The sequence below is a fragment of the Verrucosispora sioxanthis genome (genome assembly GCF_010560025.1).
Lineage (GTDB): Bacteria > Actinomycetota > Actinomycetes > Mycobacteriales > Micromonosporaceae > Micromonospora > Micromonospora palythoicola.
In genome coordinates, this window is the sequence record NZ_SAIY01000012.1 from 85,611 (window position 1) to 107,398 (window position 21,788).

The window sequence follows — 21,788 nt, forward strand, 5'->3', positions numbered from 1 at the left end:
CGCCGAGCGTGGAGGACACGTCCATGACCCTGCCGGTGCACACCGCCGAGGCAACGCCGACCCCCCTGCGGCCCGGCCCCACACCCGCCCGGGCCCACCTGCTCAGCGACGACACGGTCGAGCAGTACCGCCGGGCGGTGGCCGCCGGCACCGACCGGGTGGCCCGGCGGATCGCCGAGGCCACCGGACCGTTCACCGGCGTACGCCCGGACGAACTCGCCCCCCAGGTGGAGGCGATCGACCTGGACCGGCCGTTGGGCGACACCACCGCCGCGCTCGACGAGTTGGAGGACGTCTACCTGCGCGACGCGGTCTGGTTCCACCACCCCCGGTACCTGGCCCACCTCAACTGCCCGGTGGTGATTCCGGCACTGCTCGGCGAGGCGGTCCTCAGCGCGGTCAACTCCTCGATGGACACCTGGGACCAGAGCGCCGGCGGCACCCTGATCGAGCGCCGGCTCGTCGAGTGGACCGCCGACCGGATCGGCCTCGGTCCGGCCGCCGACGGGGTCTTCACCAGCGGCGGCACCCAGTCGAACCTGCACGCCCTGCTGCTGGCCCGGGAGGAGGCGCTGGCTGCCGCGACCCCCGCCGACCGGCGGATCCTGCTGCCCCAGCTGCGGATCATCGCCTCGGCGGCCGGTCATTTCAGCGTGCAGAAGGCGGCCAAGCTGCTCGGCCTGGCACCGGACGCGGTCGTGGTGGTGGAGACCGGCCCGGACCGGCGGATGCGTCCGGGCGCGGTCCGGCACGAGATCGCCCGTTGCCGGCGGGCCGGCCTGACCGTCATGGCGGTGGTGGCCACCGCCGGCACCACCGACTTCGGCACCATCGACCCGCTCGACGAGATCGCCGAGGTGTGCGCCACGGCCGGGGTGTGGCTGCACGTCGACGCCGCGTACGGATGCGGGTTGCTGGTCTCGCCGACCCGCCGGCACCTGCTCGACGGCATCGAGCGCGCCGACTCGGTGACCGTCGACTACCACAAGTCCTTCTTCCAGCCGGTCAGCTCCAGCGCCCTGGTGGTCCGTGACCGGCGGACCCTGCGGCACGCCACCTGGCACGCCGACTACCTCAACCCGGCCCGGACGGTCGCCCAGCGCATCCCCAACCAGGTCGACAAGAGCCTGCAGACCACCCGCCGGTTCGACGCGCTCAAGCTCTGGTTGACCCTGCGGGTGATGGGGCCCGACGCGGTCGGTGAACTCTTCGACGAGGTCTGCGACCGGGCCGCGCAGGCGTGGGAGCTGGTCGCCGCCGACCCGCGATTCGAGGTGCTGACCCGTTCGCAGCTGAGCACCGTGGTGTTCCGTTGGCGACCCAGCGGGCCGGGCCCGGACCTGACCGACGCGGCCAACCTGCGCGCCCGCGAGGCGTTGGCCGCCTCCGGCCTCGGCGTGGTCGCCGGCACCAAGGTCGACGGCCGCCAGTACCTCAAGTTCACCGTGCTCAACCCGGCCACCACTGTCGCCGACGTCGCCTACGTGCTGGACCTGATCGCCGAGCACGCCGGGCGCTACCTGCACGAACACGTGCCCGCCGCCGACCTGACCTGCCCGGTCGGCTGACCATGCCAGCTGCCAACCCGAGCCTGGAGGGCCGGATGCGAAGCTACGACTTCATCGGGATCGGCCTCGGGCCGTACAACCTCGGCCTGGCCTGCCTGACCGCACCCATCGCCGAACTCGACGGGCTGTTCCTGGAGGCCCGCGACGACGTCTCCTGGCACCCCGGCATGCTGCTGGAGTCGTCCCGGTTGCAGACGCCGTTCCTGGCCGATCTGGTCACCCTCGCCGACCCCACCTCGCCCTTCTCCTTCCTGAGCTACCTCAAGGAGATCGGCCGGCTCTACCCCTTCTACATCCGGGAGAACTTCTTCCCGCTGCGGGTGGAGTACGACGCATACTGCCGTTGGGCCGCCGCCAAGCTGCCCAACCTGCGCTTCGGTCACCAGGTCACCGCCGTCGAGTACGACCCGACCGACGACCGCTACGTGGTGACCGCCACCGTCGACGGTGCCGTCGTGACCCACCGGGCCCGGCATCTGGTGCTCGGCACCGGCACCCCGCCGCACCTGCCGGACGCCTGCGCCGGCCTGACCTCCGACGCGGTGCACAACTCCCGGTACCTGGCGCACCGGGACGCGTTGCGGGCCAAGCGGAGCATCACCGTCGTCGGCAGCGGGCAGAGCGCCGCCGAGATCTACCACGACCTGCTCGGCGACATCGGCACCCACGGTTACCAGTTGAACTGGGTGACCCGCTCGCCGCGCTTCTTCCCGCTGGAGTACACGAAGCTCACGCTGGAGATGACCTCGCCGGACTACGTGGACTACTTCCACGCGCTGCCGGAGCCCACCAGGTACCGGCTGGAGGCCGAGCAGAAGGGGTTGTTCAAGGGCATCTCCGCCGACCTGGTCAACGACATCTACGACCTGCTCTACGCCTGCAGCGTCGACGGACCGGTGAACACCCGGCTGCTCACCAACACCGAGCTGACCGAGGTGACGTACGACGAGAGCACCGGGAAGCACACCCTTCGGCTGCGCCACGTCGAGCAGGAGCGGGACTTCACCCTGGACACCGAGGGGCTGGTGCTGGCCACCGGATACCGGTACGAGGTACCCGCGTTCCTGGAGCCGATCCGGCACCGGCTGCGCTTCGACGACCACGGTCGGCTCGACGTCGCCCGCAACTACAGTGTGGACTCCACCGGGCGCGGCGTGTTCCTGCAGAACGGTGGCACCCACACCCACAGCGTCACCTCGCCCGACCTCGGCATGGGTCCGTACCGCAACAGTTGGATCATCCGGGAGCTGCTCGGCCGCGAGCCGTACCCCATCGAGAAGTCGATCACTTTCCAGGACTTCGGGGTGCCGGGGTGACCCAGCTCGTCCACGTCCGCCATGATCGGCGACTCGGCGAGTTCGCCCTGCGTACGATCGACCTGGCCGTCGACGCGCCGCTGCTGCACCGGTGGGTGACCCATCCCAAGGCGGCGTTCTGGCTGATGCAGGACGCCGACCTCGACGCCGTGGCCGCGGAGTACCGCCGCATCGCCGAGCACCCGCACCACGAGGCGTACCTCGGCCTGTGGCGCGGCGAGCCGGCCTTCCTCGCCGAACGGTACGACCCGGCGCACGTCGAGCTGGTCGGCCTGCACGACGCGCGGCCCGGCGACGTCGGGATGCACTTCCTCTGCGCACCCACCGCCACCCCGGTGTCCGGCTTCACTCGGGCCGTCATCACCACGGTGATGGCCTGGCTGTTCGCCGACCCGGCCACCGAACGGGTGGTGGTCGAGCCGGACGTGCGCAACACCGCCGTGCAGGCGCTCAACGCGGCGGTCGGCTTCGAGGTGGTCGGACCGGTGACCAAGCCGGAGAAGATCGCCCTGCTGAGCATCTGCACCCGGCAAGGATTCCGCGCCGCCACCGACGTGACCGCAGCGGCCGGCACCGAGACGAAGGAGCATCACCGTGACCTCGCCTGACCCGGTCGCCCACCTGCGCCCGGAAACCTGGGAGCGGGCCAACCGCCTGCTGGTACGCAAGGCGCTGGCCGAATTCAGCCACGAGCGGCTGCTCACCCCCGAACCGGAGGGCTCGGCCGCCGACTCCACCGGCCGCCGCTGGTACACCGTCACCGCCGCCTCCGGCGCGGTCCGGTACCGGTTCGCGGCCCGGGTGATGACCCTGGAGCACTGGGACATCGACCCGGAGAGCATCAGCCGGCACCGGGACGGTGAGTCGCTGCCGCTGGACGCGGTCGACTTCTGCCTCGACCTGCGTGACGCGCTCGGCCTCACCGACCGGATCCTGCCGGTCTACCTCGAGGAGATCACGTCCACCCTCGCCGGCCTGGCGTACAAGCTGGACCGGGCGCTGCCCGGCGCGGCGAAGCTGGTGGCGGCCGACTTCCAGACCATCGAGACCTCGATGACCGAGGGTCATCCCTGTTTCGTGGCCAACAACGGACGGCTCGGCTTCGGCGTCGACGAGTACCACCGGTACGCCCCCGAGGCGGCCCACCCGGTACGGCTGATCTGGCTCGCCGCCCACCGCGACCACGCCACCTTCACCAGCTCGGCGGACCTGGACCGGGAGACGCTGCTGCGCACCGAACTGGGCGAGGCGACCCTCGCCCGGTTCGCCGCGACCATGACCGAGCTGGGCCTCGACCTCGCCGACTACCACCTCATCCCGGTACATCCGTGGCAGTGGTGGAACAAGCTGTCGGTCACCTTCGCCGGCGAGGTGGCGCGTCGCCGGCTGGTCTGCCTCGGCGAGGGCCCCGACGAGTATCTCGCCCAGCAGTCCATCCGCACCTTCTTCAACGTCAGCCACCCCGAGCGGCACTACGTCAAGACCGCGCTGTCCGTGCTGAACATGGGCTTCATGCGGGGCCTGTCGGCCGCGTACATGGAGGCCACCCCGGCCATCAACGACTGGCTGGCCGACCTGATCGACGGCGACGAGGTGTTCCGGGCCACCGGACTGACGATCATCCGGGAGCGGGCCGCGGTCGGCTACCGGCACCGCCAGTACGAGGCCGCCACCGACCGCTACTCCCCGTACCGGAAGATGCTCGCCGCGCTGTGGCGGGAGAGCCCGGTACCCGACCTGGCGGACGGCCGGAGACTGGCCACCATGGCGTCGCTGCTGCACGTCGACGCCGACGGCCGGTCGTTCGCCGCCGAGCTGATCGCGGCCTCCGGGCTGGCACCGGCGCAGTGGCTGCGCCGCTACCTGACCGCCTACCTGACCCCGCTGCTGCACGCCTTCTACGCCTACGACCTGGCGTTCATGCCGCACGGCGAGAACGTCATCCTGGTGCTGCGCGACGGCGTCGTCGAGCGCGCGATCTTCAAGGACATCGCCGAGGAGATCGTGGTGATGGGAGCCGACGCGCAGCTGCCGCCGGCGGTCGAGCGGATCCGGGCCGACATCCCGGAGGACATGAAGCTGCTGTCGATCTTCACGGACGTCTTCGACTGCTTCTTCCGATTCCTCGGCGCGACCCTTGCCGACCAGGGCGTCCTCGGCGAGGAGGAGTTCTGGCGTACCGTGGCCGACTGCGCCACCGAGTACGCCGGCCGGGTACCGCACCTGGCCGACCGGCTGGCCCGCTACGACCTGTTCGCCCCGGAGTTCGCACTGTCCTGCCTCAACCGGCTGCAACTGCGCGACAACCAGCAGATGGTCGACCTGGCCGACCCGTCGGCGGCCCTGCAACTGGTCGGTGCCCTGACCAACCCGCTAGCCCGGTTCGCACCGTCCTGACCGCCGGCGGACCTCGATCCCGACCGGCCGTCGCCGTCAGTCGGGATCGGGGCGGCTCGCGGTGACGGCACCGCCGCCGGTCGTCCGCGAATCGGTGGTGTCGGCCGGGCCGAGCTGGTCGATGGTGTAGCCGTCCGGGTACGTCCGGGTGCTGATCACGCCGCCGGCGAACAGCGGCGCGGTGCGCGGCCGGCCGAGGTGGCGCAGCAGCCACGCCCGGACGCGCAGGCCGGCGTGCAGTCCGGCGCGTACCGGCCAGGCCGGGGTGGCGACCCGGGCGGCCGCGCGCAGCCGGTCGTCGTACAGCGCGGCGACCAGGGCGTCGCCGATCGGAGCCAGCGGGCGGGGCAGCCGGCCGAGCAGCAGCTCCCGGGTGGCCCGTTCGATCGCCGCCGCGTCGTCGTTGGGGCGCAGGTGCGCCGCGTCGTAGGCGTCGAACCAGTCGGCGAACTCCCGGTAGGTCTCCGGGATGTCGGTGATGCCCATCCGGCGGCCCAGCTCCCGGTAGAGCGCATGGGTGGCGCGCCGCTCGTGACAGCAGGTGGGACGCCAGCCGTGCCGGTCGATCCAGCGGGTCGGGATCACCACCAGACAGCCGAGCACGTACCGATAGTGGTCGTTGCCGATGCCGTACGGGCGATGGATCTGGTTGACCCGGCGCAACGCGGCCCGCCCGCGCGGATGGTCGAAGCCGTTGAGCACCATCTCGTACATCAACAGCCCGGTGTCGTCGATGCGCTTGCGGGTCCGCTGGGTCAGCTCACCGGTGGCGGTGTGCACGGCGGCGATCTCCGGAATCGAGAAGGAGCGGTTGAACGCCAGGTTGAGCCCGAGCCGCAGATCCCAGCAGAACTCGTGGCGCAGCATCGTCTGGTAGATCTCCAGGTGGTCACGCTCAGGGTCGAGCGACCGGATACGCGCCAGGTTGGCGTGACGGTCTCGCAACAGCGGCACCTCCAGCGGTGGTCGACTGCCGGCCCGGCCAACTGGTCCGGCCGGCCGTTGGGCCGTCGGCTCAGTCCGCGGCCAGCTCGACCAGGTCGCGGTCGAGCAACTCGGCCAGCAGCGTGTGCCGGCCGGGGTCGTTCTTCGGCGTGATGCCCCGGCTGGGCATCTCCGAGGTCATCAGCAGGTGCAGGTGCATCCGGTACAGCGTGAGCCGGCGGCGTGCTCCGTCGTCGAAGGCGAGCGGCACACCGGTGGCCTCGGCGTAGCCGCGCAGGAACGGGTGCGTCGGTTCGTCCTCGGCGCGGCGGAACAGCAGCGGTGAGACCAGGTCGAGCAGCGGATCACCGTAGAGGAACCGCTCGCCGTCGACCAGCCCACACATCCGGTACGCGCCGTCGGCGTCCCGGTCGGCGAGGACGTTGCCGTCCCAGCAGTCGAAGTGCAGCAGCGCCGGCCGGCGTACCGTGTCGAGCACCTCGCCGTGCCGGGTCACGAGTGCCCGCAACCGCTGCGGCGGCACCGGCAGCGGCACCTGCCAGTCGACCGCGTCGGCGATCAGGTCGTCGATCATCGCGGTGAACGCGGCCGACCAGGTCGCGCCGCCGGTGCGGCCGGCGTCATAGCCGAACCGGTCGCCGGTGACCCGGTGCAGGGCGGCCGTCGCCGCGCCCAGGTCGGCGCGGACCGGCCCGTCGTCACCGTCCAGGTCGGGCAGGGCCCGGCCGGGCAGCCGGCCGGTGACCAGCCACTCACCGAGCCGCCGGTCCCGGCCGTGGTGCAGCACCGGCGGCACCGGCACCTGCGGCGCCCGCTCGGCGACCAGCCGGAAGTATCGGGCCTCGGCGGCGAGCAGGTCGGTCTCGTAGCGCAGCAGCCGCGCGGTGGGCGGCGGGGCGACCTTCAGCACCACGTCGCGGTGACCTGGTGCCACGCGGCCCGCTCCCGGCCGCTCGCCGTCGAGGCGGACCCACCACACCGCGGCGAAGCCGCCACCGGACAGCGGCCCGCAGTCCGCCACCCGCCGGTCCGGCCCGAACGAGGACCGGACGAAGTCGACCACGTCGTCGGGGGAGAGGACCCGCTGCGTTGGACTGACCGGCACCACCCGGCCAGCGTAGGCCGCGCTCCGCACGCTGTCCGTCCCGTGCCCGCCGTCCGCACCCGGTGTGCGGCCGGCGGGCGGCACGGGTCAGCCGTCGGTCACCACTCCGGTCAGCATCACCTCCGGCACCGGCCCGTCGACGGGGTTGTAGACCTGTAGCTGTGCGAACCACTCCGGGTCGACGTCAGTGGCGTGATCCGGTCGACGCGTCCGGCACGTACTCGAGCACGACCCCCCGCAGGTAGCGCGGGGTGGTGGGGAGATCTGCCGCGCCCACCGCGAACATCAGGGGGCTGCCCGGGGTCCCGGCGATCCCGTGCAGGCTCAGCCCGACCGCGTCCGGCGGCTGCGGCGCCGCAACGCCGGCCCACCCGCCCGTCCGGTACGTGACAAGCGAAGCGCTCGGCGTCGGCGAGTTGTCGATCAGCCACGGCTGTCCGGCGTGGTCGGTGACCACGTCGGGCAGTGCGCCACCCGGCGCGTACCTGAGCAGTTCGAACGATCCACCGCCCCCGCGCACGGCCAACCCACCGTCGCCGACCGCCCACAGCTCGCTGGAGGATCGACCCGCGAGCGCGCGGAACGAGGACTCGTCGTTGTTGACGCCCACCTGGACCGTACGCCAGCCCGAGCCGTTCCAGTGGAAGAGCAACGGGCCCTTGAAGCCCTGCCACGCGCCGTTGCCGGCGGCCCAGACGTCATCCGGCCCGATGGCCTTGATCGCGGTGACGGTGCAGAAGTTCGGCATTCCACCGAAGGACGTGCCGCCGGTGCGGCACTCGGCGGGCGGCTGGTGTGACCGCCAGGATCGTCCGTCCCACTGCTTGATGATCACATTGCTGCCGTCGTTGCCCACCAACCAGGTCTGTTCGCCGAGGACGGTAAGTCCGGTGATCAGTGCCTGGCTCTCGCCGTCGCCCCGCGCGAACGGCACCTCGCGCCAGGCGCTGCCGTCGTAGTGCAGGACGTGCGTCACCTGCTCCTCCGGGGTGGCGGCGGCCGTGCTGCCGACCGCCCAGACATTCGACGGCGAGTCGGCCGCGACGAGGTCGAGCCGGCCGTGCCATGAGATCGCCGGCACGGCCGCTCGTGTCCAGTTCGTTCCGTCCCACCGAAGGACCAACGGGGTGCCGGTGTCGTTCGGCTGGTCGGGCGAGTAAGCCTCGCTACCGACGGCCCACGCGTGCCTGGCGTCCACCGACACCACGTCCCACAGCACGCTTGTGGGCCCGGCCAGCTCCGGCAGCGTGGCCAGCCGCCAACCCGGTTCCGGCGCGTCGGCGGCGACGGCTCCGGGTGGTCCGTCGGAGGGGGCCGAGGTGCTCGTGCCCGCCGATCCGCCGGTGCACCCCGACACCAGCAGGACGGCGGCCGTCGTCACGACAATCTTGCGCATGGCCCTGATGATCGCATCGCGAATCCACGCATGCGATCACGTCTGTCCCATGCGTGCGGCCTGCGGCGGCTTGCCGGGTTCCGCGATGTGTCCAGCGCCTGGCCTGGCGGGTGGTCGATACGCTCGGCGGCGTGGAGGCCCCGGAGTCCGGATCGCCGGTCCAGCCGGAGCCGGAAGAGCCACGTCGCTTCGTCATCTGCGGCGACGACAGCCTGGCGTACCGGCTCGCCGACGAACTCACCAACCGGCACGGCGGTCAGGTCACGGTGATCCTGCGGTCCCGGACATCCCGGTACGGTCGACGCATCGCCCGGCTGCCCGGCGTCCGGTGCATCGTGGCGGAGCGGCCGGACACCGACGCCTACCAGACGGCCGGGCTGGGCACGGCCGACGCGTTGGCCCTGGTCGACCGCAACGACGTGGCGAACATCGAGGCCGCGCTCCAGGCCCACGACCTGCACCCGACGCTGCGGATCGTGGTGCGGATGTTCAACACCGGACTGAGCCGAGGACTCGACCAACTGCCCTACTGCACCGTCCTGTCCGACGGGGCGCTGGCCGCGCCGGCCTTCGTCTCCGCCGCCGTCGGCCAGGCCACTCCCCGGCACGGCCTACGCGACGGCACGATGTTCGTCGCCGGACGCGACGAGGTACGCGAGCACGAGGTGGTCTGTGGCCTGGCGATCACCCGCAACGGCGACGAGGTCGAGGTACTGCCGGCCCACCAGCACGAGGCCGACCTGGTGCTCGCCGCCGTGGCACCCTGGCGTCCGGAGACGTCCCGCCGCCGCCCGATGACCCACGGCTACCCGCTCGGAACGATCGCGGGCCGGGTCTGGCGCCGGATCCGCGTCGTCCTGGGCGTCTTCCTCGGACTGCTGCTCGCCGCCGCCGTCGTGCTCGCCCTGAGCCGTCCGGCAACCACCTGGTCCCAGGCGTTTTTCGAGGCGGTCCTCGCCACCTTGGGTGGCGCGGACGTCGAGCCGACCGCCACCGGGGTGGAGAAGGCGACGCTGGTTGTCCTCACCATCGCCAGCATCGCCCTGATTCCGCTGCTCACCGGCGCCGTGGTGGACGCAGTGATCAAGGTACGACTGGAGGTGGCGGACGGTTCCCTGCCGAGGCGGGCCAGCGGACACGTCATCGTGGTCGGGCTGGGCGGGGTCGGCAGCCACGTGGTCGAAGGTCTGCACGCCCTCGGGGTCGACGTGATCGCCATCGACCGCTCGGCGGACGCGCGCGGCGTATCGGCTGCGCGGGAGCTGCGGATTCCGCTGATCGTCGGGGACGCGAGTCGTCGAGAGACGCTGGTCGCCGCTTCGCTGGCGACCAGCCGCGCCCTTGTCGTACTCACCTCGGACGATGTGACGAATCTGGAGACCGCGCTGGTCGGCCGCGCCGTCCGGCCCGATCTGCGGGTGGTGTTGCGGCTCTTCGACGGCGACTTCGCCGACCAGGTGCAGCGCGCCTTCGACCTCACCATCTCCCGCAGTGTCAGCTATCTCGCGGTGCCGTCGTTCGTGGCGCGGATGCTGGGTCACGAACTGGAGGCGATTCCCGTCGCCCGGCGGGTGTTGCTGGTCGCGAAGACGACGGTCGGCGAGCGCTCGTTGCTGGCCCGGATGACCGTCGGTGATCTGCGCCGGCCGGGCGAGACATGGTTGCTGCGGTTGACGAACCTCGTCGGCAGTCAGCTGCCGGCGACCGTCGCGGACGGACGGCGGTTGCGTCCCGGAGAGAAGATCACGGTGGTGGCGACCAGGGCCGGGCTGGCCCGGCTGATGGCGGAGGCGGCAGCCCGCCCCGACGCGGTGCGGCACATCGTGCCGCACGAGTGACAACGGCGCTCATGGTGTGGCTTGCGGCCGACGGTGGCGTCCTTACGGGACGTCGACGTCGCGGAGCGCTCCGGCGATCATGCGATGGCCCTGCGCCTCGAACGCCTCGTCGCCCACCCGGTACGCCCAGGCCGCGGTGCCGATCGCCTCGCGGACCCGGTTCCGGTGCCACGCGTCCGGCTCACGGGGATCGGTCCCATAACCGTCGAGGAAGGCTGCCTCGAGCCTCGGATCGCGCCGGAAGTCCCGGGCGGCCAGCCGACCGAAGTCCGTGTACGCGGGACGCAGGGCGGCGCGACCGAAATCGATCACACTGAGCACGCCTTCGTGGACCAGCCAGTTCCGGGGCTGCCAGTCGCCGTGGGTGGGCACCAGGGACGCCGACGGGGTCGGCCAGGAGGTGATTTCGGCCCGCAGCCGCCGCACGGTGTGCGCGGCGATCCGATGTGGTCGGCGCAGCCAGGCCAGGGCCTTCTCGTTCTCGCGTCGCTCGTGGTCGTCGTCGGTGACGACGAACTGGGCGTGCAGCAGCGCCAGCAACTCGCCGGCCTGCCGGTAGAGGCGAGGATCGTCGGCGTGCTCGCTGCCGAGCACCAACTGACCGGGCAGGTAGCGGGTGACGAGCAGTTTCGCGTCCACGTCGCCGTGCACCAGGGCCGGCGCGCGGCCCCGATCGGTCCAGGGCCGCAACCAGTTGGCATGGGCGTCCAGTTCGCGCCGGATGCCGTGGTCGTCGTCGCCGCCGGCCTTGACGATGAATCGCGCACCCGCGCAGGTCACCTCGAGGACGGTGGTGGCCACCAAGCCCCAGCTGTGCTCGGCCTCGACGCTCGTCCCGGGAAGCCACCGCGCCAGCAGCGTCTGCTGCTGGCGGGTGAGGTTCCCGAGCGCCGAGGTCACCACGAGAGGATACGAGCCGACCGTGGGTACGGTCAGGACCCGCCGGACCCGGTTGCCTGCGGGACCGTCAGCGCGGTCCACGACACGGGCGGCAGCTCGACGGTGAGCAGACCGTCGGAGAGCCGCGCGGTGTCGTTGTTGCGCAGCCCGACCCGGTGCGGGTCGCGCAGGTCGTTGGCGGCGCGCACGTCGGTGTCCCAGATGCCCTGGGCCGAGACCGCACCGGTCGGCTGGAACGCGCGCAGGTCGATCGTCACCGTCGTCGCCTCGGTGAGGTGCCGATTCTGCAGGAACACCGACAGCCCGGTGCCGTCGCTTGTCGCCGCGGCGGCCACCACCGGCACCGAGCCGAAGGTCGCGGTGGTCGTCTCGTCGGCGTCGGCCAGGACCCGCAGCGCGTCACCCCGGGCGGCGTGCGAGGTCACCGAGAACGGGAAGAACGTCGTCTGCCGCCAGGCCGGGCCGCCGGGCTCGGTCATGATCGGGGCGATCACGTTCACGAGCTGCGCGAGGTTCGCCGAGGTGACCCGGTCGGCGTGGTTGAGCAGGGAGATCAGCAGACCGCCGAGGACGACGGCGTCCGCGACGGTGTAGCGGTCCTCCAGCAGGCGTGGTGCGACCGGCCACTCGTCGATGGTGAAGGTGCGCGCCTTCTCCTGCCACCGGCTCATGTACCAGATGTTCCACTCGTCGAACGCGAGATCCACCCGCTTGGACGAGCGTTTGACCGTGCGTACGTGATCGACGGTGGCGACCACCGACTCGATGTAGGTGTCCATGTCGACCCCGGAGGCGAGGAAGCTCGCGAGGTCTCCGTCGTGTTCCTGGTAGTACGCGTGGCAGGAGATGTAGTCGACGTCGTCGTAGGCGTGGTTCAGCACGACGCGTTCCCACTCACCGAAGGTCGGCATGCCCCGGCCGGACGAGCCGCAGGCGACCAGCTCCAGGTTCTGATCCACCTGGCGCATCGCCTTGGCCGTCATCGACGCGAGCTTGCCGTAGTCGGTGGCGTCGCGGTGGCCGAGCTGCCAGGGACCGTCCATCTCGTTGCCGAGGCACCACATGGCGATGCCGAACGGCTTCTCCCGGCCGTTGGCGGCCCGTTGCTCGGCACGGGCGGTGCCGGCCGGCAGGTTCGTGTACTCCAGCAGCTCGACGGCCTCCTTCGGGCCGCGGGTGCCGAGGTTCACGGCCAACATCAGCTCGCTGCCGACCAGGTCGAGCCAGTGTTGGAACTCGTGCAGGCCGACCTGGTTGGTCTCGGTGGAGTGCCAGGCGAGGTCGAGCCGACGCGGTCGCTCGGCCACCGGCCCGACCCCGTCCTCCCAGTTGTAGCCGGAGACGAAGTTGCCGCCCGGGTACCGGACCGTGCTGACACCCAGCTCCTTGACCAGCTCGACGACGTCACGCCGGAACCCGTCCGGTCCGGCGCTCGGATGCCCGGGCTCGTGGATCCCGTCGTAGATGTGCCGGCCGAGATGTTCGACGAAACCGCCGAAGAGTCGTCGACGGACCGGCCCGATGGTGAACGCCGGGTTGATGGTGAGGTGCGCGCGGGGCATGAGACTCCTTACCGATGATCACCTACGATAACGTTTTCGGTGCCGGCGGACGAGCCCTCGGCAGGTCGTCGGCGTCGCGCGGTGCCCACCGTCGGCCAGCGGCCCGCCGCCTCACCCCGGGGCGGGGCCGGCGCTGTCCCGACGGACCAGTTCGGCCGCGAGCGACTCGATCCGGGGATTCGCGGCTCCCGGGTCGAGGCCAGGGCCATCGCCCGGGCGCCCATCTCGACGAGTGGCAGGCGGACCGTGGTCAGCGCCGGGGTGACGTCCCGGGCCACCGGCATGTCGTCGAAGCCGAACACGCTCACCTGCTGCGGCACCGGCACCGCGCGGGCGCGCAGCAGCGCCAACGCGCCGATGGCCATCGAGTCGTTGAGCGCCGCGATCGCGGTCAGCCCGGGCTCGGCGTCGAGCAGCTCGGCGGTGGCCCCGGCGCCGCCGTCGCGGTCGAAGTCGGCGTACCGGATGCGGTGTTCCGGCAGCTCCCGGCCGTGGTCGGCGAGTGCCGCGCGCAACCCGGCGAGCCGGTCGGTGATGGTGGTCAGCACCCGGGGGCCGGCCACCACACCGATGCGTTCGTGGCCGAGGCGGCACAGTTCCCGACCGAGGAGTTCGCCGCCGCCCCGGTTGTCCGGCATCACCGCGTCACCGGAGTGTTCGTGACGGCCGATCACCGCGACCCGCCCGCCGGTAGCCTCGTACGCGGCGAGCTTGCCGTTGAGCAGCCGGGTGAAGTCGGCGTCGTGGTACCCGGAGCCGGCCAGGATGATGGCGGCGACCTGCTGGCCCCGCAGCAGCTCGACGTACTCCAGTTCCCGCTCCGGGTCACGGTAGCTGTTGCAGATCATCAACAGTCGGCCCTGGTCGGTGGCGACCCGTTGCAGGCCCCGGGTGATCTCGGAGAAGTACGGGTCGGAGACGTCGTGCACGATCACCCCGACGGCGCCGCGATGCGACCGGGCCAGCAGTTGGGCGTGGGCGTTGGGGACGTACTGCAACTCGGCGACGGCGCGCAGCACCCGTTCGCGCAGCTCCTCGGTGACCGGCTTGCTGCTGCCGTTGATCACGCGCGAGGCGGTGGCGGGTGAGACACCGGCCCGTCGGGCCACATCGGACAGCGTCGCCACACCCGCCCCCTCACGCGTCGCGCCGGCCGCTGTAGCGGCGACCAGCGACACCGTACCCCAGGGCGGGGGCCTGCATCGGGGCGTGGTTAGCGCAGGTCAAGCCCGCAGGTCCGGCCGGTCCCGCCCGATGTCCGACGGATCGCCGACGGTGCCCCGGGCGAGCAGATGGGCACTCGCCGTGACCAGGGCGGGCTCCCGTCGGTAGACGCGGGCGAGCCGCAACGCGGCGGTGAACACGGTCTCCGCCATCGGCCCGTGGGCGGCCGCCTCGGCGGCGATCCAGGCCGGCCCCTCGATACCGTCGACGACCAGGTCGACCAGACCGGCGGTCCGGCATTCGTCGAGCAGTTCCTCGACCCGGTGGAAGTAGGCGTGGGTGAAACCGAGACGCGCGTCGTTCCGGCCGTCGGTGAGCAGCACCGCGGCTTCCTCGACCATCCGGTCGTCGAGTCGACCGGTGGCGGCGAAGTCCAGCGGCCCGGCGAATCGTGAGATCGCGGCGGCGAGGACGCGACCGCCGGGTCGCGTGACCCGGACCGCCTCGGCCAGGGCCCGGCACCGGTCGGCCCGCCGGGGCAGGTGGTAGAGCGGCCCGAGCAGCAGGGTGGCGTCGTAGCCGTCGTCGGGCTCGGGCAGCGCGCGAGCGTCGGCGACGGCCGCGTCGACGGTGGGGTGGCCGGCGCGGGCCTGGGTGACGTGCGCGGGCACCAGGTCGAGCAGGCGTACCCGGTAGCCGAGGGCGACGAGGGCCCGGGCGTACTCGCCGGTTCCTCCGCCGACGTCCAGGATCCGGGCGGGTGGTGCGGGCAGGTACTCGCGTAGCAGTTCCAGCGTGCGGGTCCGCTCCAGCCGGGCCTGCGGCCGTGCGGCGAGCCGCAGGTCCTCGCGGTACCGGTCGGTGTAGTACGCGACGATCTCGTCGGACTGGCGATCCATCCACTGATGGTCCTCGTTGCGGTGGTGAGGTGGCCAGCGCTTTGTTCGGCCCGCCATCGGCCGCCGAGGCCGGACGCACCATCGTCAGGTAAGCCCTTGCCTGGCTTCGGAGGTGCGGCCTAATCTGGGCGGGAAAGCGCTTACCTTACCCGGTCCGAGCGCGTACGACGGAAGGACCCCCATGACCCGCAGGTCGATCGGCATCATCGTGAACGGCGTCACCGGCCGGATGGGATACCGGCAGCATCTGGTGCGCTCCCTGCTGGCCATCCGGTCCGCCGGTGGGGTGCCGCTGGCCGACGGCACCACCGTCTGGCCGCATCTGGTCCTCGTCGGCCGCAGCGAGGCCAAGCTGCGCGAGATCGCTGAACGACACGGCCTGGACGACTGGACCACCGACCTGACCGCCGCCCTGGCCCGCGACGACACCCAGGTCTACTTCGATGCTCAGGTGACCCAGCAGCGGGAGAAGGCGATCCGGCAGGCCATCGACGCCGGCAAGCACATCTACACCGAGAAGCCCCTCGCCGAGGACACCGCCGCCGCCCTGGACCTGGCGCGTGCCGCCCGGGCGGCCGGCGTACGCACCGGCGTGGTGCAGGACAAGCTCTTCCTGCCGGGGCTGCGCAAGCTCAAGCGGCTGCTCGACGGTGGCTTCTTCGGCCGGGTGCTCTCGGTACGCGGCGAGTTCGGCTACTGGGTCTTCGAGGGCGACTGGCAACCCGCCCAACGGCCCTCGTGGAACTACCGGGCCGCCGACGGCGGTGGCATCGTGGTGGACATGTTCCCGCACTGGCACTACGTGCTCGCGGAACTGTTCGGTGAGGTACGCGCCGTCTCCGCCACCATCGCCACGCACATCCCACGTCGGGTCGACGAGGCCGGGCGGCCCTACGAGGCCACCGCCGACGACGCCGCCTACGGCATCTTCGAGCTGGACGGCGGCGTCATCGCCCAGCTCAACTCGTCCTGGTGCGTCCGGGTGCACCGCGACGAGCTTGTCGAGTTCCAGGTCGACGGCACCGAGGGCAGTGCGGTCGCCGGGCTGCGGCGTTGCCGGGTGCAACACCGGGCGGTCACCCCCAAGCCGGTCTGGAACCCGGACCTGCCCGCCACCGAGGACTTCCGTTCGCAGTGGACGGAGGTGCCGGACAACGAGGACTTCGACAACGGCTTCAAGGTGCAGTGGGAGGCGTTCCTGCGGCACGTGGCCACCGGCGAGCCGTTCCCGTGGGACTTCCTGGCCGGCGCCCGTGGCGTGCAGCTGGCCGAGCTTGGCCTGCTGTCGGCCCGCGAGGGACGCCGCGTCGAGGTGCCGGAGCTGAGCCTGTGAGCGGCACCGAGGTGACCCTGCCCGGCGGCCGTCGCCTGCGGCTTTCCGGCGGCACCGGGCATCCCCACCCCGACGGCCCGCCGACCTGCCGCGTCGCGTACGCCGCCGCGCACGTGGTGGCCGACCCGGCCGGCGACAACACCCCGGGCGCCCCGGCGGTCCTGGACTGGGACCGTACCCTCGCCTTCCGCCGCCACCTGTGGTCCTACGGCCTGGGGTGGCCGAGGCGATGGACACCGCGCAGCGCGGCATGGGTCTGGACTACCCGGCGACCCGGGAGCTGATCCGGCGCAGCGCGGCCGAGGCGCGGTCCGTCGGTGGCCGGATCGTCGCCGGGGCCGCCACGGACCAGTTGCCGCCCGGCCCGGCGACGCTCGCCGAGGTCACCGCCGCCTACCGGGAGCAGCTCGACGACGTGCGCGACGCGGGGGCGGTGCCGGTGCTGATGTGCAGTCGGCACCTGGCCGCCGCCGCCCGTGGCCCCGAGGACTACCTGCGGGTGTACGACAAGCTGCTGCACGCCGCCGACGAGCCGGTGGTGCTGCACTGGCTCGGTCCGATGTTCGACCCGGCCCTGTCCGGCTACTGGGGCACCAACGACCTGGACCTGGCGGCCGACACCGTCGTCGAGCTGCTCAAGGCCCACGCCTGCCGGGTGGACGGCATCAAGGTGTCGCTGCTCGACGCCGGGCGCGAGGTGGCGTTGCGCCGCCGGCTGCCCGCGGGGGTACGCCTCTACACCGGCGACGACTTCCACTACCCGGAACTGATCCGGGGCGACGGGGCCGGCCACTCCGACGCGCTGCTCGGGGTCTTCGCCGCCATCGCGCCCGCCGCGTCGGCCGCGCTCGCCGCCCTCGACGACGGTGACCTGAACCGGTACGACGAGATCTTCGCCCCGACCGTGCCGCTGGCCCGGCACCTGTTCGCCGTACCCACCTGGTACTACAAGACCGGCATCGTCTTCCTCGCCTGGCTCGCCGGGCACCAGGAGCACTTCACGATGGTCGGCGGGTTGCAGTCCGGCCGGACACCCGAGCACCTGGGCACCCTGCTCACCCTCGCCGACGCCGCCGGCCTGCTGCCCGACGCCGAGCTGGCCGCCGCCCGCGCCCGGGCCTTCTTCACCGTGGCCGGGGTGACCCAGTGACCGGCCCGGCGGGCAGGGCGGCCCTGCGCCGGTTCTCGTTCAACCAGGCCACCGCCCAGCACTGGCCGCTACCCGATGTGGTCGCCGGGTGTGCCGCCGCCGGGGTGCCGGGCATCGGCCTGTGGCGGGAGCCGGTGATCGAGTACGGTCTCGGCCGTACCGCGAAGCTGGTCCGCGACGCCGGGCTGACGGTCACCACCCTGTGCCGGGGTGGGTTCTTCACCGCCGACGACTGGCGGGAGCAGAACCTACAAGCCATCGACGAGGCGGCCACGCTCGGCGCCCCGGTGCTGGTCCTGGTCTCCGGTGGCCTGCCCGCCGGCAGCCGGGACATCGACGGCGCCCGCGCCCGGGTCGCCGACGCGATCGCCGAACTCGCTCCGCACGCCGACGCCGCCGGGGTGAGGCTGGCCATCGAACCGCTGCACCCGATGTTCGCCGCCGACCGGTGCGTCATCGCCACCCTCGGTCAGGCGCTGGACATCGCCGAGCGGTTCGACCCGGGCGTGGTCGGTGTGGTGGTGGACGCGTACCACGTGTGGTGGGACGACACCGTGCACGACCAGATCGCCCGCGCGGGGGAGTGGATCGCCGCGTTCCAGGTCTGCGACTGGATAACCCCGCTGCCGGAGGGGGTGCTGCTCGGCCGGGCGCTGCCCGGCGACGGCTGCATCGAGCTGCGCCGGCTGCGCGAGGCGGTCGACGCGGCCGGCTACACCGGCGCGATCGAGGTGGAGGTCTTCAACGCCGAGGTCTGGGCGCGTCCCGGCGAGCAGATCCTGGCCGCCGCCATCGACGGCTACCTGCGCGAGGTGACCTGAGCCGCGGCGCGGCTACCGACGAGCACGGCATCCATGAGAGTCTTACCCGGCTCAGCTCCCGCGGTATCACCGTTCTCGAGGGACCCGCCATGCAGACTCGTGTTGTTCGTCGGTGGTTCGCCGGCGTGGCCGTCGTCGTGCTCGCCACCGTGGCCGCCGGTGCGCCGGCCGCCGCCGAGCCGGCCGCGAAGCCGGTGGCGTACGTCAACAACGTCGTCGTCGCCACCGACGGCCCGCAGAAGTGGGCCTCGCTCCGGCTGCTCGGCGATCAGCAGGTCGGCACCTACACCGTGCGGGTGGACCGCCGCGACGTCATGGCGTTCGCCGATGTCGAGCCCGGCGACGAGCCGGGCGTCTGCACGGTGGCGGGCGCGGTCGTCACCTGCGAGCTGACCATCGACGGCGACTGGGGTTCGGAACTGCTCAGCCTGGCCGTGACGGCGGCTGCCGGCGCGCAGCCGGGCCAGCAGGGGGAACTGCTGTTCACCGTCACCGCACCGGACGGAACCACCGGCACCTACCGGTCCACGGTCGCCGTCGGCGAGGGCGTCGACCTGGCCACCGAGCGGACGCTCACCCTCGACAGCAGCCTGGGCGGCCGGGTGGACGTGCCGCTGACGGTGCGGAACCGGGGCACGAAGACCGCGCACGGGATGGTGCTGTACCTGTCCGGCTCCTACGGGTTCACCCCGTCGAAGCGGTACGAAAACTGCGAGTACAGCGACCCGGACCTGGACAGCAGCACCTTCGCCTGCACGTTCGACAACTCGCTGGAGCCCGGTGCGGCGCTCCGGGTGGATCCGACGTTCGGCGGCACGGTTCCGGCCGACAGTTGGGCGCCGAACCTGCACCACAGCTACGCGGTCTGGTTCACCCCGGCCGACTGGGCGGAGTTCCGTTCCCAGTCGCCCACGACCGGGCCGCTCGGGCCGAAGGGCACCGACGAGGCGCTGACGCTGGTGCCGGTCGGCGGTACGCAGGCCCGCGCGCTCGGCCAGACCGACACCGACACCCTCGACAACGAAACCAGGATCACGCTGACCGTCGACGGCGACCAGCGTGGCGACGTGGCCGCCGAGGGGGCCACCGTCACGGGTGCGGTCGGCGACACGGTCGAGATGCGGGTCGGGTACCTCAACAACGGCCCGGCCAGTGCCGGACCCAACGGCCAGCGGGGGCTCAACGTCGAGACCATCGTGACCCTGCCGACAAACGTCACCGCGGTCACCGCCCCGCAGTCCTGTGTCGACCGGGACGCGGACGAGTGGCAGCCCGGCAAGCCGGGCGCGCGGGTCTACGTGTGTCTGGCGCGCGGCACGATCAGCCGCGGTGAGCGGCTGAGCTTCGAGTTCGACCTGCGGATCGACCGGGCCGATGGCAAGGGCGGCACGGTCCGGCTGCACACCTTCGACGGCGCCGGCCCCGTCAAGGACCTGGACCCCGCCAACGACACCGCGAAGATCCAGGTGCGGCTCTCCGGCAGCGGCGGAGGCGGCGGCTCGCTGCCGATCACCGGTGCCTCGACCGGCCTGCTCGTCGGCATCGGTCTGGCGCTGATCGCCGCCGGTGCCCTCGGCTACCTGCTGGCCCGGCGCGGCCGGCTCCGCTTCACCGTCTGAGCCGGCCCGGAACGGGTCAGCTCGTCGCGGTGCGGGTGGCGAGCGCGTCGACCAGGCGCCGGGTCGAGCCGGCGAGGTTCCACCGCTCGGCCAGGTCGAGCAACCGTTGCGGGTCGGCCGGCGACACCGGCAGCTCGGTGGACAGCGGTGGCAGCGGCACGTCCAGGGCGACCCGGACCACCTTGGGCGCCACCGCCAGGTAGTCCCGGGCCGCGACGAGCTTGGTGCGCAGCCCGGGTGCGAAACCGGCGGCCGGGTCGTCCAGGGCGGCGAGGATGCCGGCGATGTCGCCGTACCTGTCGACCAGCCGGGCTGCGGTCTTCTCGCCGACGCCGGCCACCCCCGGCAGCCCGTCGGACGGGTCGCCGCGCAGCGCGGCGAACTCGGCGTACCGGTCGGCCGGCACCCCGTAGCGGGCGCGCACGGCGGCGTCGTCGCAGTCCTCCAGCTTGGCCACCCCCCGCCCGACGTAGAGCAGTCGCACGCCCCGGGCGTCGTCGATCAGCTGGAACAGATCCCGGTCACCGGAGACCACCTCCACCGGACCGGGCTCGCTGACCGAGAGGGTGCCCAGCACGTCGTCGGCCTCGTAGCCGGTCGCGCCGACCACGGTCACCCCCAGCGCGTCGAGCACCTCCAGGATCATCGGCACCTGCGGGGAGAGGGTGTCCGGCACCACCTCGCCCCCCTCCGGAGCCACCCGGTGCGCCTTGTACGACGGCAGCAGCGCGACCCGCCAGTCGGGCCGCCAGTCGTGGTCCATCGCGCACACCATCCGCCCCGGCCGGCGGGTGCGGACCAGGTGGGCGAGCATGTCCAGGAACCCGCGCACCGCGTTCACCGGCTGGCCGTCGGCGGTCTTCGCGGCGGACTCGGGGATGCCGAAGTACGCCCGGAAGTAGAGACTGGGCGCGTCGATGAGCATGATCGGGGTCTGCGCTGTCACGCCCGACAGCCTGGCACACCACACCGACGTTCACGACGTACGGCAGGTCGGCGGTGCGTTCCGCCGGCGCGACGAGGGAGGGCCCGATGACCGTACCGACCCGGCTGACGCTGACCACGGTGAACCTCGACACCCCCGACCCGGCGGCGCTGGCCCGCTTCTACGCGCGGTTGCTCGGCTGGGACATCGCGGTCGAGGAGGCCGACGACGTGATCCTGCGTGCCGCCGACGGCGGGGTCGGGCTGTCCTTTCAGCGGGAACGCGCGTACGTGCGGCCGAGCTGGCCGGCGCAGCCCGGCCGGCAGCAGATGATGATGCACCTGGAGATCGGGGTGCGGGACCTGCCGGCGGCGCTGGAGCACGCGCTGGCCTGCGGGGCGACGCTCGCCGCTTTTCAGCCGCAGGAGGACGTCCGGGTCTGCCTGGACCCGGACGGCCACCCGTTCTGTCTCTGGCTGGTGGAGTGAGCCGGTCGTGCCGTCAGCGCGCACCGGCCGTACCCGGCCCGCGACGCCGCCTGACGACGTACGGCAGCACGAACAGGTACAGGCCGGTGATCATCAGCAGGGCCAACGGCAGCAGCGGCAGGTAGGCGATCCACTCGACCGGATTCTCCTGCGCGAGCGCGACGAAGGTGACGACGACGGTCACCGTGAACGCGATCGCCAGCCACCGATGGGCCTGCCGGATCCAGTTGCTCCCACTCATCACGAACCTCCCGGGTGCCTCTCCGCACCGGCCCGAGCGGCTGCCCGGCCGGATATCCACCCTGGTCAAGCTAGTGACGTCCCGCTGGTCGGTGCTTCTTGATTCCTGACCGGTGCGTCGT

18 protein-coding genes and 1 pseudogene are annotated in these 21,788 nt (G+C 72.1%); 10 read left to right on the forward strand and 9 right to left on the reverse strand.

All coding sequences use genetic code 11. The annotated features are described in order from the left end of the window. The first annotated feature begins 23 nt into the window (after positions 1-23). The 4 genes from ENC19_RS26655 to ENC19_RS26670 are packed head-to-tail and all read left to right on the forward strand — an operon-like array spanning position 24 to position 5,281. Entirely contained in the window at positions 24-1,568 is a 1,545-nt protein-coding gene (locus tag ENC19_RS26655; RefSeq protein ID WP_164449820.1) for a pyridoxal phosphate-dependent decarboxylase family protein, read from the forward strand. A gap of 35 nt (positions 1,569-1,603) precedes the next feature. Next, positions 1,604-2,884: a lysine N(6)-hydroxylase/L-ornithine N(5)-oxygenase family protein gene (locus ENC19_RS26660; RefSeq protein WP_164449821.1), complete on the forward strand. Its 1,281-nt coding sequence runs from the start codon at positions 1,604-1,606 to the stop codon at positions 2,882-2,884. Next, a complete protein-coding gene (locus ENC19_RS26665) occupies positions 2,881-3,492 on the forward strand; it encodes a GNAT family N-acetyltransferase (protein ID WP_164449822.1) in 612 nt (203 codons plus the stop codon). The genes ENC19_RS26660 and ENC19_RS26665 overlap by 4 nt, the downstream gene beginning before the upstream one ends. Then, complete coding sequence (locus ENC19_RS26670) at positions 3,479-5,281, forward strand: IucA/IucC family protein (protein ID WP_164449823.1); 1,803 nt, start codon at positions 3,479-3,481, stop codon at positions 5,279-5,281. Before ENC19_RS26665 ends, ENC19_RS26670 begins: the two co-directional genes overlap by 14 nt. A gap of 36 nt (positions 5,282-5,317) precedes the next feature. On the opposite strand, the gene ENC19_RS26675 is transcribed toward ENC19_RS26670, so the two are convergent. The 3 genes from ENC19_RS26675 to ENC19_RS26685 all read right to left on the reverse strand — a co-directional run bounded on the left by ENC19_RS26675 (position 5,318) and on the right by ENC19_RS26685 (position 8,727). Further along, entirely contained in the window at positions 5,318-6,226 is a 909-nt protein-coding gene (locus ENC19_RS26675) for an oxygenase MpaB family protein (RefSeq protein WP_164449824.1), read from the reverse strand. A gap of 70 nt (positions 6,227-6,296) precedes the next feature. Then, complete coding sequence (locus tag ENC19_RS26680; RefSeq protein ID WP_164449825.1) at positions 6,297-7,331, reverse strand: phosphotransferase family protein; 1,035 nt, start codon at positions 7,329-7,331, stop codon at positions 6,297-6,299. 184 nt (positions 7,332-7,515) lie between these two features. Continuing rightward, positions 7,516-8,727, reverse strand: a complete 1,212-nt coding sequence (locus tag ENC19_RS26685; RefSeq protein ID WP_164449826.1) for a hypothetical protein — start codon at positions 8,725-8,727, stop codon at positions 7,516-7,518. 131 nt (positions 8,728-8,858) lie between these two features. Here ENC19_RS26685 and ENC19_RS26690 point away from each other — a divergent pair, with 131 nt between their 5' ends. Beyond that, positions 8,859-10,565 carry an NAD-binding protein gene (locus tag ENC19_RS26690; RefSeq protein ID WP_164449827.1) on the forward strand — a complete coding sequence of 569 codons (1,707 nt, stop codon included), beginning with the start codon at positions 8,859-8,861 and terminating at the stop codon, positions 10,563-10,565. A gap of 42 nt (positions 10,566-10,607) precedes the next feature. On the opposite strand, the gene ENC19_RS26695 is transcribed toward ENC19_RS26690, so the two are convergent. The 4 genes from ENC19_RS26695 to ENC19_RS26710 form a co-directional block, all read right to left on the reverse strand. Then, positions 10,608-11,465, reverse strand: a complete 858-nt coding sequence (locus ENC19_RS26695) for a phosphotransferase family protein (RefSeq protein ID WP_208021031.1) — start codon at positions 11,463-11,465, stop codon at positions 10,608-10,610. A gap of 32 nt (positions 11,466-11,497) precedes the next feature. Further along, positions 11,498-13,027 carry an arabinosylfuranosidase ArfA gene (gene arfA, locus ENC19_RS26700; RefSeq protein ID WP_164449828.1) on the reverse strand — a complete coding sequence of 510 codons (1,530 nt, stop codon included), beginning with the start codon at positions 13,025-13,027 and terminating at the stop codon, positions 11,498-11,500. Positions 13,028-13,035: 8 nt separating this feature from the next. Continuing rightward, the gene (locus tag ENC19_RS26705) at positions 13,036-14,154 is read right to left on the reverse strand and encodes a LacI family DNA-binding transcriptional regulator (RefSeq protein WP_328824391.1); all 1,119 of its coding nucleotides are present in this window, start codon (positions 14,152-14,154) and stop codon (positions 13,036-13,038) included. 96 nt (positions 14,155-14,250) lie between these two features. Next, a complete protein-coding gene (locus ENC19_RS26710; protein WP_164449829.1) occupies positions 14,251-15,090 on the reverse strand; it encodes a class I SAM-dependent methyltransferase in 840 nt (279 codons plus the stop codon). A gap of 181 nt (positions 15,091-15,271) precedes the next feature. Between ENC19_RS26710 and ENC19_RS26715 the strand changes: the two genes are divergently transcribed. From ENC19_RS26715 to ENC19_RS26730, 4 genes and pseudogenes are all read left to right on the forward strand, one after another. After that, positions 15,272-16,423, forward strand: coding sequence for a Gfo/Idh/MocA family protein (locus ENC19_RS26715; protein WP_164449830.1), 1,152 nt, complete (start codon positions 15,272-15,274; stop codon positions 16,421-16,423). Further along, positions 16,420-17,573 (forward strand): annotated as a pseudogene (locus tag ENC19_RS26720) (dihydrodipicolinate synthase family protein). The gene ENC19_RS26715 and the pseudogene ENC19_RS26720 overlap by 4 nt, the downstream one beginning before the upstream one ends. Then, positions 17,570-18,394 (forward strand): sugar phosphate isomerase/epimerase family protein, encoded by an 825-nt coding sequence (locus ENC19_RS26725; RefSeq protein ID WP_164449831.1) that lies wholly within the window; start codon positions 17,570-17,572, stop codon positions 18,392-18,394. The pseudogene ENC19_RS26720 and the gene ENC19_RS26725 overlap by 4 nt, the downstream one beginning before the upstream one ends. 89 nt (positions 18,395-18,483) lie before the next feature. After that, positions 18,484-20,013, forward strand: a complete 1,530-nt coding sequence (locus tag ENC19_RS26730; protein ID WP_164449832.1) for a cell wall anchor protein — start codon at positions 18,484-18,486, stop codon at positions 20,011-20,013. A 16-nt stretch (positions 20,014-20,029) separates the two neighbouring features. On the opposite strand, the gene ENC19_RS26735 is transcribed toward ENC19_RS26730, so the two are convergent. Then, a complete protein-coding gene (locus ENC19_RS26735) occupies positions 20,030-20,938 on the reverse strand; it encodes a 5'-3' exonuclease (RefSeq protein ID WP_164449917.1) in 909 nt (302 codons plus the stop codon). A 107-nt stretch (positions 20,939-21,045) separates the two neighbouring features. Between ENC19_RS26735 and ENC19_RS26740 the strand changes: the two genes are divergently transcribed. Beyond that, a complete protein-coding gene (locus tag ENC19_RS26740) occupies positions 21,046-21,426 on the forward strand; it encodes a VOC family protein (protein WP_164449833.1) in 381 nt (126 codons plus the stop codon). A 13-nt stretch (positions 21,427-21,439) separates the two neighbouring features. Here the strand turns inward: ENC19_RS26740 and ENC19_RS26745 are convergent, their stop codons facing one another. After that, positions 21,440-21,667 carry a hypothetical protein gene (locus ENC19_RS26745; protein WP_164449834.1) on the reverse strand — a complete coding sequence of 76 codons (228 nt, stop codon included), beginning with the start codon at positions 21,665-21,667 and terminating at the stop codon, positions 21,440-21,442. Positions 21,668-21,788 lie beyond the last annotated feature (121 nt).